2 protein-coding genes are annotated in these 16,681 nt (G+C 58.9%); both read left to right on the top strand.

Annotated features, from left to right (window positions below):
• Nucleotide 1: 1 nt before the first annotated feature.
• Nucleotides 2-11,932: a non-ribosomal peptide synthetase gene (locus tag L1N82_RS21950; protein ID WP_235289591.1), complete on the top strand. Its 11,931-nt coding sequence runs from the start codon at nt 2-4 to the stop codon at nt 11,930-11,932.
• 121 nt (nt 11,933-12,053) lie between these two features.
• Complete coding sequence (locus L1N82_RS21945) at nt 12,054-16,676, top strand: non-ribosomal peptide synthetase (RefSeq protein WP_235289590.1); 4,623 nt, start codon at nt 12,054-12,056, stop codon at nt 16,674-16,676.
• Nucleotides 16,677-16,681: the final 5 nt, after the last annotated feature.

Below are 16,681 nucleotides of genomic sequence, written 5' to 3'. Positions count from 1 at the left end.
CATGAAAGAAACGCAAATACCATCCCGGACAGCCGTAACGCGGGATCGTATCCGCAAGGAGCTGGCCTATTGGCGGGAGCGGCTGGAAGACGGGCCGATGTTCAGTTCCATCGCGGGGGATCAGCCTCGTTCCCGGGAAGCCGGGCAGGTGATGGAAGGTATGGCGGAGCGGATTCCGCCCGAAACCGCGGCCAGAATTACCGCCGCGGCCAAACAGTCCGAAGCCGGCATGTATATGATCCTCCTGTCGGGTGTAACGTGGCTGCTTGCCTATTATGGCGGGACGGAAGATGTAATGGTGGCGATGCCGGGCTTTCACAGGCGTTCGGATGCCTCTGGGGCGATGGGGGCGCCATGTCTTCCGCTCCGCATAACGGTGGAGGGGCAGCTGACCTACAGAGAGTGGCTGATGAAGAACCGCAGTCTGGTAATGGAGGCGGATGAGCATAAGGGAATCCCGTTTGCGGAGCTGCTGACACTCCTCGGCCATACCGGGTCAGACATTCTGCCGGTCTGGACAACGGCAGTCTACATGGAGGGTGTGCATCAGCCGGAGCATCTGGAAGCGATCCGTTCCGATCTGGTATTCGGTTTCTATTATGGCGGCGGCGGCATATCTCTGCGTCTCAGTTATAACGCCGAGCTGTACAGTGAGGCATTCGCAGCGCAGCTGGCCCGGCATCTGTTCCGCTTCTACGAAGCGGCGCTTGCCGAACCGGGAGCAGCGATTGGCCAAATTGAAGTAATCGGCGAAGAGGAAAGACAGCAGCTCTTGCACGGCAGCAGCCATCTGACTGCTTCCTATCCGGAGGAGCTCACGCTCCATGGACGGTTTGAAGAGATGGCGGCCAAGCAACCGGACCGTCCGGCAGTACGCTGTGAAGGGCGCGCCCTGACGTACCGGGAGCTTAATGAGCGGGCGAACCGGCTGGCTTGGACGCTGCGTGCCGGGGGACTCGCTCCTGAAGCGCTTGTTGCCGTCATGATGGACCGGTCCGAGGATATGCTGGCAGCCATGCTGGGGATTATGAAGGCCGGCGGCGCTTATGTCCCGGTCGACCCCGAATATCCGGCTGACCGGATTGCTTATACCCTTGCGGACAGCGGTGCGGCTTATCTGGTCACAAGCGGCAGCGGGTCTGCGCGGGCAGCGGACTTAGGTTTTACGGGCACTGTCATTGACCTCTCGGACACAGACAGCCTGGATACCCGCTGCAGCAATCCGGTTTCCGTAAATACGCCGGACCATCTGTGTTACATCATCTATACTTCGGGTACGACAGGAAGACCCAAGGGCGTCATGATCGAGCACCGCAATGTGATCCGGCTGCTGTTCAATGATTCCTTCGCCTTTGATTTCGGCAGCAGAGATGTGTGGACGCTGTTCCATTCAGTCTGCTTCGATTTTTCGGTATGGGAGATGTACGGCGCACTGCTGTACGGCGGAAGGCTTGTCGTGGTGCCGAAGGAGACGGCCAGAGACCCGAGAGAGTTTACGAAGCTGCTCCGGCAGGAGCAGGTGACCGTACTCAACCAGACACCGACAGCGTTCTATTACGTTATCGAGGAGCTTAGGCGCTCAGGCGCCGATGCTGCGCAAGGGCTGGCGCTCCGCTATGTCATCTTTGGCGGTGAAGCGTTGAAGCCGGCGATGCTTGCGCCGTTCCGGCAGCTGTGTCCGGACACCAAGCTCGTCAATATGTATGGAATAACGGAAACGACCGTGCATGTCACTTATAAGGAGCTGACGAGCCGGGATATCGAGGTGAATGCCAGCAATATCGGCAGGCCGATCCCTACGCTTGCAGCCTATATTATGGACGGCGGCGGCAGACTGATGCCCGCTGGCGTGGTTGGTGAGCTGTATGTCGGCGGAGCCGGTGTAGGCCGGGGTTACCTGAACCGTCCGGAGCTGACAGCGGAGCGCTTCATTGACCATCCGCACAAGCCGGGGGAGCGTCTGTACCGGACAGGCGACCTTGCCAAAATCCGCCTGGACGGCGACATGGAATATTACGGGCGGATCGACCATCAGGTGAAGATCAGAGGACACCGCATCGAGCTTGGTGAGGTAGAGTCGGTCTTCATGCGTCATCCTTCTGTGAAGGAAGCGATCGCAATCGCTGCCGATGATGCGGGCGGACAGACGCATATCTGTGTCTATTACGCTTCGGATGAACCGCTTGCGGGCCCGGATATGCGGGAGTATGCATCCGGCTATCTGCCGGAATATATGGTACCATCCTCGATCATTAAGCTGGAGAATATTCCGCTTACCGGTAACGGCAAGGTTGACCGGCGCAGGCTGCCGGATCCATTCAGCCGGACGGATGAGGAGGCAGGCTATACAGCGCCGGCCACCAGTATGGAAGCACGGCTGTGCGGGCTATATCAGGAGCTGTTCGGTCTGGAGCGGGTCGGCGCAGAGGACAGCTTCTTCGGACTGGGGGGCGATTCCATCCGTGCGCTGCGGCTGATCGGCAGCATTAGCGATACACTCGGGGTGCAGCTGCAGATCAAGGATCTGTATATGCATCCGGTTATCCGGGATTTAGCCGCGCACCTGGAGTCTGCAGGCGGGGAGGGGATGAGTCTCCTCCTGCTGGAAGCGGCCGAAGAGCTTGCGCAGCTGAAGCGGGAGATCTGCGGCGATCAAGCATTATCCGCCCTCCTGCCTGCAGGCTGGGAGGATTTGTTCCCGATGAGCGATATTCAGGCGGGAATGATCTATGACAACATGAAGAATCCGGACGAAGCGCATTATCACGACCAGATGCCTTTTCCGCTGCAGGATGATTCATATGACGAGACTATTCTAAGAGCCGCTCTTGCAGGTATGGCCCGCAAGCACGGCATCCTGCGCACGGTATTTGATCTGCAGTCCTTCCGGGAGCCGGTGCAAATTGTGCTGTCAGCCTATAAGCCGGCGTTCGAGGCAGTTGATCTTACAGGACTGCAGCCGGCTGACCAGCAGGAACGCATCGATGCTTACATGAAGGCAGACAGGCAGCGCGGCTTTGATCTCGGGCAGCCGCTCTGGCGGATCTGCGTGTTCCAGCTTGACCGCAGCAGGTATATCCTGCTCTTCATCTGCCATCATGCGATTCTGGACGGCTGGAGCGTGGCGGCCTTCGTCACCGAGCTGACGAACGCTTATTATGCCTTGAAGGCTGGCGGAGGGCCGGCGGCTTCGTTCCAGCCGCTGCAGAGCTCGTATAAGACCTTTGTTACCGAACAGCGTGCGATCCGCAGGGATGCGGTCATGAATGCGTACTGGTCACAGGAGCTGGAGGAATACAAACGGCTGAAGCTGCCGGTCCGGAATTCGGATGAGCCGGAACAAACGGCATTTTACGAATACCCGTTAAGCGGCGAATTAAACCGTGAGCTCGCTCAGCTGGCCAACCGTTATCAGACCAGCCTGAAGCATATCTGCTTTGCCCTGTATACCGCTGTCATGAGCCTGTTGAGCCGGGATAACGACCTGCTGGTTGGAATGGTGGAGCACAACCGCCCTGCCGCCGAGGATGCGGACCGGCTGCTGGGCTGCTTCCTGAATACGGTGCCTGTAAGGCAGCGCATAGAGGCCGGCGATACCTGGCAGGATCTGCTGGTCCGGACCGATGCCAAGCTGAAGGAGCTGAAGCATTATGGACGTCTGCCGCTCGCGGAAGTGATGAAGACGGCAGGCGCTGCATCCGGCGACGGGCAGCCGCTCTTTGATACCTTTTTCAACTATATCGATTTCCATGTCTATAACGATCTTGACCCCAGGGCAGGCGCACAGAGCGGGAATGGCGTACAAGTGGAAGGCTACGTGCGCAATGATATTTTGCTGGATTTTACAGTTGTGCACCATCAAGGGGAAATTAAGCTCAGCTTCATGTACAGCACGCGTGTATTTACGGAGAAGGACGTCAGGCGCCTGGCCGAGAGCTACGTGCGCGGGGCGGAACTGGCAGTCCGGGAGGAGAGGGCTCCCTTCCGGAAGGAAATGCTGCTGGCGGAGGAAGAACGGCAGTGGCTGCGCGAGACAGCTGAAGGCCCGCAGCCGGCGGCCGGGGAACAGACCGTTACCGCCATGTTCGAGGAGCAGGCCAGGCTTCTGCCGATGGAGGCGGCTGTGGTCAGCGGAGAGCAGCAGCTGACCTATGGGGAGCTTCTTACCGCAGCGGACCAGGCGGCACGCGCTCTGGCGGCGCGCGGCATCGGCCGGGGCGACCGGGTGGCGCTCGTATTCAAGCCGGACGTTCAGATGGCGGCAGCCATGCTGGCGGTTCTGAGGTCCGGTGCGGCTTATGTGCCGGTCGATCCCTCGAATCCGGCGGAGCGCACAGCGTATGTGCTGGAGGACAGCCGCAGCAGCGCGGTTCTGACGGCTGACGGTACGCTAGAGGGCGTGCTGCCGGAAGGCTGTGAGGTGCTGGAATTCGGGAAGCTGTGCGCAGAAGGCGGGCCGGACATCTCCGGGATGAAGACTCTGGAGGGGCCGCAGCCGGACGATCCTGCTTATATCATCTATACATCGGGCACAACAGGTACACCTAAGGGTGTGGTCATCAGGCATAGAGGCTTAGCCAATTATGTCAACTGGTTCATTCGCAGCTCCCGGCTGGACAACGGAGACAGCACGGCGCTGCTGTCCTCCTACAGCTTCGACCTTGGGTATACGGCCGTATTCCCAGCCCTGTGCGCAGGCATTCGGCTGCATCTGCCGCCCAAGGATGTATACAGCGATCCGGAACAGCTGCTGTCGTACCTGGAGGAACAGCGGATTACGCTGGTGAAAATGACGCCGTCCCTCTTTGGGACGCTGGTGCAGAGCCACAGGCTGGTGAACAGCCGCCTGGATGCGCTAAGACTGGTTGTGCTTGGCGGCGAAGCGCTGCATCCGGGTGATGTGGAGCGGTTCCGCCAGCAGTTCCCGAACACGGCATTCATGAATCATTACGGGCCTTCCGAGACGACAATCGGCTGCGCGGCAGGGATGATCCCTTTTGAACGGTGGGCGGGCTTCAAGCGCCAGCCTGTGATCGGCAGAGCCATCGATCACACGCGCATATATGTGCTGGATGTCCAGCTGCAGCCGCTGCGTCCTGGCGTAACCGGCGAGCTGTATGTCGCCGGCGAAGGGCTGGCCGAGGGCTATCTGGGCATGCCGGAGCTGACGGCGGAGAGATTCGTAACGGCGGACGTGCTCGGCCGGATGCAGCGGCTGTACCGGACGGGGGACCTCGGCTGCTACACCGAGGAAGGCATGATTGCCTTCCACGGCCGGGCCGACGGACAAGTCAAAATCCGCGGCTACCGCGTGGAGCCGGGCGGCATTGAGGCCAAGCTTCTTGCTCATGAGGCGGTGGCGGAAGCGGCGGTTGTCCCTTACACGGACCCCGAGGGCCGGACCGGGCTAGCCGCTTATCTGACCGCGCACGGCAAGCTGTCTGTGCCGCAGCTGCGAAGCTGGCTGGCAGAGACCCTGCCGGATTATATGATTCCGTCGAGCTTCACGCTGCTCGAGCGTATGCCGCTTACCGGGAACGGAAAGCTGGACCGTAAGGGGCTGCCTGCGCCAGGCAGCGGCACAGCTGCTGAAGGCGGCTACACACCGCCGGGCAGCACGCTGGAGAAGACGCTCGCGCAAATCTGGGAGCAGGTGCTTGGGATTACGAGCCCCGGTATACATGACAATTTCTTCGAGCTTGGCGGCGATTCGATCAAGGCGATCCAGGTATCTTCCCGCCTGTATGCACAAGGCCTGCGGATCGAACTGAGGAATGTGATGAAGCATCCGACAATCGCCGGAATGAGCAAGCATATTACTACGGTTAACAGGGTGATCAGTCAGGGACCGGTTGAGGGCGAGGTCTCGTTCACGCCAATTATTGACCGGTTCCTGGAGCAGCCGGAGGAAGTCAGGCATCACTACAACCAGTCGGTAATGCTTCACTTCCGCGAAGGTATCGCAGCGGATACCGTCCGCAGTATTTTTGACAAGCTCACCTTGCATCATGATGCGCTGCGCATGGTATTGACCCGGGCGCAGACGGGCTGTGAAGGCCGCTTGCGGTTGTACAACAAGGGACCAGACCATACCAGCTACAAGCTGATTGTGCGCAATCTCCGCCATGTAGCTGATCCGGCGGAGCTGGTTGCCAAAGAAGCGGAGATGCTGCAGAGCAGCATCTCGCTAGAGGAGGGGCCCCTGGTGCAGCTGGGCCTGTTCCAGACCGCTGAGGGAGATCACCTGCTGGTTGCGGTTCACCACCTGGCTGTTGATGGCGTCTCATGGCGGATTCTGTTCGAGGATATTCTGACGCTCCACGGACAGGCCGTAAGCGGAGAGCCGCTGCAGCTGCCGGGCAAGACCGATTCCTTCCAATATTGGGCGGAGGAGCTTGCGGCTTACAGCCGGAGCAGTGATTTTCGCAAACAGGCGGCATACTGGAGGGCGATCACAGAACGTGACTACGGGACGCTGCCGACAGACGATGTCCCTGCAGACAACAAAGTGCACCGGGCGCGTTCGTTCTCCGTCCGGTTAACAGAGGAATTAACCGCCAAGCTGCTCAGACAGGCCCATCACGCATATGGAACCGATACGAATGATCTGCTGCTTGCTGCCCTGGGGCTCGCCTGCAGGGACTGGTGCGGGATGGACCGGCTGCTTGTGGAGCTTGAAGGCCACGGACGCGAGGATATTGGACGGGATGTAAATATCAGCCGCACGGTCGGCTGGTTTACCGCCGTATATCCGGTTGCGCTCGAGCTGCAGGGACTGGATGACCGGGATGCTGAACACGGCGGGCTGTCCGCTTATGTGAAGCGTGTTAAGGAGCAGCTGCGGCAAATTCCGGGCAAAGGGCTTGGTTACGGCCTGCTGAACTATATGGCTTCCGAAGAAGAAGAGGCTGCTGCCATATCCGGGCTGCCGGAGCCGGAGATCAGCTTTAATTACCTCGGCCAGTTCGATCAGGATGTGGAAACCGGTGTGTTCGGTGTCTCGCCGCTGCCTATGGGAAGCCCGGTTCATCCGCATACCATCAGGCGCAGCAAGCTTGACCTGACCGGCATCATTACGGGCGGCTGCCTGGAGATGACGGTACATTACAACGGGGACGCATACAAGGAAGCGACAATCCGGCAGTTTGCGGAGGGCTACAGGAGGCGGCTGGAGCAGCTCATTAATCATTGCGCCGGCAAGGAGGCGCCGGAGCGGACACCAAGCGATTACGGCAGCCGGAGCTTGTCCATTGCTGAATTGGAGCTGCTCGAACGGCGCTACCCGGACATGGAGCAGGTGTACCCGCTCTCGCCTATGCAGTCGGGATTGCTGTTCCACTCGCTTATGAATGCCGGATCAGAGGCTTACTTTGAACAGTTCGCCTTCGTTCTGAGGGGAAAGCTGGACTTTGCAAAATTTGAGCAAAGCTTTAATGAGCTGCTGCGCAGGCACGATATTTTCCGGACGGCATTCGTGTATGAGGGGGTTGCGGTCCCGCAGCAGGTTGTCCGCAGACATCATGATGTCTCTGTAGAGCTTCAGGATATCCGGCATATGCCGAAGCTGCGGCAGAAGGAGCATGTTGAGCTTGCCAAGCGCCTGGACCGGGAGCAGGGCTTTGACCTGGCGGAGGGTGTGCTGATGCGTATGATACTGCTGCAAATTGAAGATGAGGCGTATCAGGTGCTTTGGAGCCACCATCATATCGTAATGGACGGATGGTGCATGGAAACGGTCACCCGTGATCTGCTTGAAGCATACCGTGCGCTCGTTGAGGGTACGGAATTAAGATTGGAGCCTGCGAAGCCTTACGCCGACTATATCAGATGGCTGGAAGGCGTTAATAAGGATGAGGGGCTTGCGTATTGGCGGGAAGCTCTTCAGGGCTACAGCCGCCAAGCGGCACTACCGCGAACGCGGAGGGGTGAAGGCTACAGCAAGCAGGAGTACACGCTTGAATTTGGCGTAACGCTGACAAGAGAGCTGGAGCGGCTGGCCAGACAGCAGCGCGTGACGATGTACACGGTGCTCCAGACGCTGTGGGGGATAATTCTGCAGCGCTACAACGGAACGGATGATGTGGTATTCGGCTCCGTCGTCTCCGGCAGGCCGCCGGAAATCAGCGGCATTGAGACAATGGTCGGACTTTTCATTAATACGGTCCCTGTCCGGATCCGTTCGGAGGATGAGCTGCGGTTCAGCGGTCTGCTGCAGAAGGTTCAGGAGGCGTCCATTACCTCAAAAGCACATGAATTCATGCCGCTGGCAGAGATTCAAGGCACGTCGGCCCTGAAGCAGGATCTGGTGGATATGATCATGGTCTACGAGAATTATCCGGTGGGCCAGCAGATAGAGCAGGCGGGCGGAGAAGACGGACTCGCCCTGTCCATTACGGATGTGGAAATCTTCGAACAGACGAACTACGACCTGGATCTGACGGTCATTCCAGAGGACACGCTCCAGATTAAGTTCACCTATAACGCGGCCGTATATGACCCTCGTCTTATCGAACAGGCAGCCTCTTATCTGCTTGAGCTTGCGGGCCAGGTAACCGTGAATCCTGAGGTCAGGGTCGGTGAAATCCGGGTGCCAGGCGAGTCCGGGCAAGCTGAGCTGCTGCAGCTCTCGAGAGGCAGGCGGGCAGATTATCCGCTCGACGTGCCGGCTTACCGGCTGATTGAAGCGCAGGCTGCCCTTCATCCGGAGCAGGCCGCTGTATTATTCGGCGGGGAGCAGATCAGCTACCGGTCGGTGAACGAGCACGCGAACAGAATGGCGCGTTATCTGCGCAGGGCGGGAGCCCGGAAGGAAGAGCTGGTTGCGGTTCTGCTCGAACGCTCCCCGCTGATGCTTGAAGCTTATCTGGCAATCTGGAAGGCGGGCGGCGCTTATGTCCCGATTGACCCTGAGTATCCGGCCGAAAGGCAGCTGACCATCCTCCGGGAGTCAGGCGCTCGCTATGTCTTGACGGAGGCCGCATATGCAGACAAGCTGCAGCCGGCAGCCAGTCTCGACGGCGTGAATATGCTGTGCCTCGACAAGCTAGAGGATCAGATTGGCGCTGAGGCGCCGGAGAATCTGGAGCTGGAGGTGTCCGGAGGAGATTTGGCCTATGTCATTTATACATCAGGCTCCACCGGTACGCCGAAAGGTACGATGATCGAGCATGCCGGCATGCTAAACCATATGCTGGCAGAGATTGAGGAGCTTCGAATCAGCGCCGGTACGGTGCTGGCCCAGAATGCGAGCCACTGCTTCGATGTCTCGGTATGGCAGTTTTTTGCTGCACTGCTGGTCGGCGGTTCAACAGCCATCTATCCGAATGCGCTCATAATGGAGCCCGAGCGGCTGATCAGCCGGCTGCAGGAGGATAAGGTAAGCATCCTGGAGGTCGTTCCCTCCTATCTTGCTGTCCTGTTGGATGCCATGGAAGCAGGCGGGTTTAAGCTGGAAGCTCTCCGGTATCTGATGATAACCGGTGAGACGGTGAAGCCGGCCATGGTCGGAAGATGGTTTGAGCTGTGCCCGGATATTCCGATGATCAATGCCTACGGGCCGGCGGAGGCATCGGATGATGTCAGCCAATATGTGATGACAAGCTTGCCGGACACGGCACACATACCGGTTGGCCGCCCGATTCCGAACATGAACCTCTATGTTGTCGATGAGAAGATGAGGTTATGCCCGGCAGGTGCGGTTGGTGAGATCTGTGTATCAGGCATAGGTGTAGGGCGCGGCTATTTGAATGATAAGCAGCGGACAGAAGCGGTGTTCATGGAAGACCCGTTCACAGACGAACCGGGGGTGCGTCTGTACCGGACAGGCGATCTGGGACGCTGGCTGCCGGATGGGACAATTGAATTCTACGGGCGGAGGGACTACCAAGTGAAGATTCGCGGGTTCCGGATCGAGCTTGGCGAAATTGAGGCCAGGCTGACCGGATACGCGGGCGTGCGCGAAGCGGTAGTCACGGATTTTACAGATAAGCAGGGCAATCAGGCTCTCTGTGCTTATATTGAGGTTGACCCGCAGATTCTGGACGCGAGCCCGGAGACGCTCACAGCGGATGCCATAAGGAGTAATCTGGCCCAGCAGCTACCGGATTATATGGTCCCGGCTGTTCTCCTCTTCCTTGACCGGATGCCGTTATCACCGAACGGCAAGGTGGACCGCAAGGCTCTGCCATCACCAGATTCCGGCCTGCAGGCGGACAGCGGCGGTTATGAAGCGCCTCGCAGCGGCACGGAGGAGATTTTGGCCGCTGTCTGGGCAGATGTACTGGGGGTGGAGCGCGTCGGCATTCGCGATCATTTCTTCAGCATCGGCGGCGATTCCATTAAAGCGATTCAGGTTGTTTCGCGCCTGTACAGCCACGGCCTCAAGCTGGAGATGAGAGACCTGTTCCAGTACCCGCAGATCGCGCAGCTGAGCTTGTACGTGCAGGCGGCACGGTCGGCTGTCAGTCAGGAGCCGGTGCAGGGCGAGGTGCGCCTGACTCCGATTCAGGAGAGCTTCTTCAGAACGGGGCATGCAGAGCCTTCACACTATAATCAGTCCGTGATGCTCTACCGGGCCGGCGGCTTCAATGAACAAGCTGTGAAGCAGGCGTGGCTCGCGATGGTGAAGCATCATGACGCGCTGCGGATGATTTTCCGGCAGGAGAATGATGGCATAACGGCCTACAACCGCGGGATTGATGAGGATGAACAGACGCTCCTGCAGATGACGGTTCATGAGCTTCGCGGCTTGAGTGAATCGAAGAAGCAGGAAGCAGAGGCCATTCATGAGCTCGCTGGTACGATTCAGCGGAGTATGGATATAAGGACAGGTCCGCTGGTACGGCTCGGATTATTCCGCACGGACAGTGGAGACCATCTGCTGGCGGCTATTCACCACTTGGTGGTGGATGGCGTATCATGGCGGATACTGCTGGAGGACTTCGAGCTGGCTATGCGCCAGCAGGAGCAGCATCAGGCGATCCGCCTGCCGGACAAGACTGTGTCCTATAAGCGGTGGTCGGAGCTGCTGGAGGCCTACGGTACAGACAAGGCTATGAAGGCGGAAGCTGATTATTGGCGGGTGCAGGACCAGACTGCCGTGCCGCGGCTGCCGCGTGACAACAGGCTTAGTGGGCCAAGGCTGCTGCAGGATTCGGCAGTGCTGCAGGATACACTTCCTGCAGGGCTGACCCGGGACCTGCTGACCTCTGTCCATCACGCTTACAACACTGAGATTAATGATCTGCTGCTGACGGCGCTTGCCGCTGCACTGACCCGCTGGACGGGGTGCAGTCTGCACCGTATTGCAATGGAAGGCCACGGCCGGGAGGAATTGCTGCCGGAAATGAATGTAAACCGGACGGTCGGCTGGTTCACTTCGGTGTTCCCGGTGCTGCTGGAAGCCGAAGGCGGAGAGGAGAGCCAGGATTCGCCGGGCATCCGGATTCGCCGGATGAAGGAAGCGCTCCGGAAGATTCCGAACAAGGGCGCAGGCTACGGCAGGTACAGGCAGCTGAGCTGCTCTATGGCCGGGAATGTGGAGGCTGCGGCAGAGCCTCAGGCGCCGGAAATTGTATTCAACTATTTGGGGCAGTTCGACAATGATCTAGCGACAGGCGTGTTCGAGCCGTCAGCTTATTCGGGCGGTTATGAATCGAGCGGTAGCAATACAAGCGAGTATGCGCTGGATATAGCGGCCGTAGTAGAGAACGGACAGCTTGCCGTCGCTGTGACCTATAACAGGGATGAATACAGGGAAGAGACGATCCGGGCTTTTACAGACGCCTATCTGCATCAGCTGGAAGCACTGATCCGGCATTGCAAGCAGCAAACCGGGACGGAGCAGACGCCAACAGATGTGGGATACGAAGCGCTGTCACTTGAAGAGTTTGACGAGCTGTCAGCTGAGCTGGCTGATCTGCTGGACGATTAGGGAAAAGGCGGGCGTGTATGGCTGCTGCCCCCAGCTGCAGGGCGAGGTTGAAACTTTATGGTGCCGGATGCCGCATGAGCGGCTCAAGGCACGGTTTTAAGAGAGGCAGGTGCTGAAGGTTATGGCAGGTAAAGCGGATATTCAGAAGATTTACCCGCTGACGCCGATGCAGGAAGGCATGCTGTTCCATTCCATTAAGGAGGCGGGCGGTGCTTACGTGGAGCAGCTGGTCTTCGAGGCCAGAGGCCTGCTGAATATCGCTTATATGGAACAGAGCTTCAACCGGCTGATTGAACGGCATGAGGTGCTGCGGACAGTATTCAAGTACAGCAAGGTCGAGCGGCCGATCCAAATCGTGCTGCGCGGGCGCCGGGCACGAATCCGGTATGAATCCATAGCGGAGCTGGGGACGGATGCGCAGGCCGACTATATAGAAGCTTTCAAAAAACAGGACCGGATAACCGGGTTCGACCTGACCAGGGACATTCCCATGCGAATTGCCGTACTGCAGACCGGACCGGACAGCTTCAGAGTTATTTGGAGCTATCACCACATCATAATGGACGGCTGGTGCTCGGGGATTCTGTTCGGGGATTTCCTGCAGTTCTACCGGCAGTGCGAGACCGGTTCAGAGCCTAAGCTTGACCCGGTTTATCCCTACAGCTCATATGTTCAGTGGCTGGAGCGTCAGGATGCGGATGAAGCCAGAGCATACTGGACCGGATATCTGGAGGATGCGGATGAACCAGCGTCCGTACCGAAGCAGCGCACCGGCTCAAGTGCCTACGAGCACGGGGAGCATGAATTCCGCCTGGATGCCGAGCTTACCGGCCGCCTGGAGCAGCTGGCAAAGGAGAGGGGCATTACACTCAGCGCGGTCGTGCAATCGCTGTGGGGGCTGCTTCTCCAGCGCTACAATTACGCCGGCGATGTTGTATTCGGCTCGGTCGTATCCGGCAGACCGCCTGAAGTTCCGGGCATCGAAGGCATGATTGGGCTGTTCATTAATACTGTTCCGGTCCGTATGCGTACGGAGGGGGAGGAGCCGGTATCGGCAGTCATGCAGCGCCTTCAGGAGGATCTGGTGCAGGCACAGGAGCGCGCCTACTTGTCGCTTGCCGATATTCAGTCGCTTTCGCCGCTGAAGCACGAGCTGATTAACCATATCGTTGTGTTCGAAAATGTCCCGGGCCAGGCTGACAACGGGCAGGAACCGGTTCTGCAGCAAAGTATGGGGGCTGACTTTGAGATTGCTCCACAGGCTTCTGCGGGGGTGCAGACTGTCCCGGCAGACGAAGCGGTTCATTTCACAGTCGGCGAGTTTGAGATCCATTACCAGACCAACTATGACTTTAACGTTATTATTCATCCCGGCAGGGAGCTGACAGTTAAATTCCTGTACAATGCGGCGAGTTATGACACCGGCTTTGTCCGCAGCATAGGCAGTCATCTGGGAACGGCTGCACGTCAGATCGCCGCCAATCCGGAGCTGCCGGTACAGTCTCTGGTGCTGGTGGCGGATGAGGAGGCCCGGCAGCTTGTAGATGACTTGAATCCCGGGCCAGCCGAATACCCGAGAGACAAGACGGTGCAGGAGCTGTTTGCTCAGCAGGCGGAGCTTGATCCGGACGGATTGGCAATCGCAGAAGGCAGCAGGAAGTGGACATACCGCCAGCTTGAGGAGGAGAGCAGCCGCCTTGCCCGCATCCTGCGGGGCAAGGGGGTAGAACGGGATCAGCTGGTCGGCATCATGGCGCCCCGTTCCGCCGAGATGGTGCTGGGCTCGCTGGCCGTGCTCAAGGCCGGGGGAGCCTACCTGCCCATTGATCCTGCTTATCCCAGAGAACGCGTCCGCTACATGCTGGAGGACAGCGGCGCACGCGTACTGCTTGTACACAGCGGGTTAGAGCGCGACGGGCTGAATGCCGCATACGGCGGCGAAGGATTGGACCTGGACATTTTGCCCGTGCTGGACGGCGGCCGCATGGACGTTGCAGCCTCTCCGCTTAAACCCGTCAACAGCCCGCTTGACCTGGCGTATGTCATGTATACCTCGGGCTCCACGGGCAAGCCCAAAGGTGTTATGGTCACCCACCGCAGCGTAGTCCGTCTGGTGAAGAATACGAACTATGCGGAATTCAGACCTGGAGGGCGGATTCTACAGACCGGCTCCGTTGCTTTTGATGCCTGTACATTCGAAATATGGGGTGCGCTGCTGAACGGCATGACACTTTACATAACCGGTGAGGATGTCATTCTGGACGCTGCAAAACTGGAAGAGACCATCCGCACCTGCGGCATCACAACCATGTGGCTGACCTCTCCACTCTTTAACCAGCTGTCCCGCTATAATCCGGCGATGTTCAGCGGCATGGAGCAGCTGCTCGTCGGCGGGGATGCCCTGTCGCCGGTTCATGTCCACAGGGTCATGGATGCCTGTCCGGGATTGGCGGTTATTAACGGCTACGGTCCTACGGAAAATACTACCTTCTCCGTATGCGGCAGGGTCCGCCGGGAGGATGGGCCATCCATCCCGATCGGTTACCCGATCAGCCATTCGACGGCCTACGTTCTAAGCGAAGGCCTGCAGCTGCAGCCTCCGGGAGTACCGGGGGAGCTCTGTGTCGGCGGCGACGGAGTGGCCAGAGGCTACCTGAACAATCCGGAAATGACCAGCGAGCGGTTCGTGGAGGACCCTTACCGCCCCGGGCATCTGATGTACCGGACAGGTGATTTGGCCAGATGGCTGCCCGACGGCCGGCTCGATTATATCGGGCGGATGGACAAGCAGGTGAAGATTCGGGGCTACCGGATTGAAACCGGTGAGATTGAGCATCATCTGCTGGGGCATCCGGACGTGCGCGAAGCAGTCGTGACCGTTTTTAGAACAGAAGACCGCGATCATGAGCTTATCGCTTATTATGCAGCAGCTGACGAGCTCCCGGTCTCCGAGCTCAGGGCCTTTTTGCGCGGCTCGCTGCCGCCTCACATGGTTCCCGCGGGATTCATCTGGCTGGAGCGGCTGCCGCTTACAAGCAATGGCAAGGTGGACCGGTCGGCGCTGCCGGAGCCAGCGGAGCCCGGCGAGCGTGACTCGCCTGCTGAGGAGCTTCAGGGGGGAACAGAGGAAGCTCTGGCTGATATTTGGAAGGAGCTGCTCCGGGTGAAGACGGTCGGCAGAAAAGATGACTTCTTTGCACTCGGCGGTCACTCGCTCAAGGTGACACAGCTGATCGCCAAGGTGCAGAAGGTGTGTCAGGCGGAGCTGTCCGTTTCAGCGGTGTTTGCAAACCCGCTGCTGTACCAGATGGCAGAGGTCATCGCTTCAGCAGCGGCTGCCGCCGGCTCCGGTAATCATATACCGGCCGCTCCCCTGAAGGAGGAGTATCCTGTATCCGCCGCACAGCGTGCGCTGCTGTCCCTGCAGCAGTATATGGGCGAGAGCCATGTTTACAATGTCCCGATTGCACTGCTGCTTCACGGCAGTCTGGATGCCGAACGGTTCCGGCAGGCGCTGAGGCAGCTGGCCGGCCGGCATGAGTCGCTCCGGACATCGTTCCATTTTACCGATCAGGGGCCGGTTCAGCGCATTCACCCGGAAGTGATGCCGGAGCTGGTGGTTAGCGATATCCGCTCCGGCTCGGACGAAGATTTGAATTTACTTAAGGAGAAGCTGCGCATGAGGTTTGCTTCCTTCATCCGGCCATTTGATACGTCGGTGCCGCCGCTGCTGCGGATGGAGCTTGTCCAGTACCGGGATGACAGCTTCCTCTTCATGTGCGACATGCATCACCTGATCACCGACGGCACATCACTGGGGATATTCATGGATGAGCTGGTCGCGCTGTATGAAGGGGAGGAACTGAAGCCGCTGCCGGCGACATACAAGGATTATGCGGAATGGCAGCAGGGGCAGCTCGCGCTGGCTGCCTACAGCCGCAAACGGGATTACTGGCTTAGCGTGCTGTCCGGGACGCTCCCGAGGCTGGAGCTGCCGGCCGATTACAAGCGGCCGCCTGTACAGGATTTTCGCGGTGCGCGAGTTGAGGCGGCTATTGCGGCTCCGCTTGCCGAAGCGGCTGAACGAACGGCAGCGGAGAATGGAGCTACCTTGTTTATGGTGCTGCTGGCCTGTCTGAAGAGCCTGCTCTACCGCTATACCGGCCAGGAGGATATCATAATCGGCTCGCCGGTAGCGGGAAGAACCCATGAGGATCTGGAGGCTGTCGTCGGCATGTTCGTCAATACCGTTGTCATTCGCAGCCATCCGGCAGGTCATAGAGCCTTCCGTGAGCTGCTGGCTGAAGTGAAGGTGCATACACTTGGTGCTTTGGAGCATCAGGATTATCCATTTGAGGAAATGGTGAAGGAGCTTAAGCTGCCGAGGCGTGCAGACCGGGGCCCGCTGTTCGATGCGGCGTTCGTGCTGCAGTCCATGGACATGGGCAGCAGATCGGCCCGGGGCCTTAGCATTGAGCCGCTTGAGCAGGATACCGGTGTTTCCAAGTTCGATTTAACGCTGCAGGTGATGCAGCATGAGGGTGAGCTGCACTGCAGCTGGGAGTATGCGGCTTCCCTGTTCAAGGAGCAGACAGTTGCCATCATGCATCAGGATTTCACCGCTGTGCTGGAACAGGTATGCGGGAGCCCGGATGTGAAGCTTGGCGAGCTGTCACTTGCAGGCAGCAAGCCTGCTGCGCCGGTCGGCAGGACGCTCACGGATGATGTTGTGTTCCAGTTCTGACAAGG

The organism is Paenibacillus tarimensis, from assembly GCF_021532315.1.
Taxonomy (GTDB): domain Bacteria; phylum Bacillota; class Bacilli; order Paenibacillales; family Paenibacillaceae; genus Paenibacillus_I; species Paenibacillus_I tarimensis.
Note: the sequence above shows the minus strand (reverse complement) of the source record. Positions and strands in the feature narration are given on the sequence as shown.

What these genes read in the sequence shown, in the direction of transcription:
- L1N82_RS21950 (WP_235289591.1), top strand. Translation starts at nt 2, where the DNA reads ATGAAAGAAACGCAAATACCATCCCGGACAGCCGTAACGCGGGATCGT.
- L1N82_RS21945 (WP_235289590.1), top strand. Translation starts at nt 12,054, where the DNA reads ATGGCAGGTAAAGCGGATATTCAGAAGATTTACCCGCTGACGCCGATG.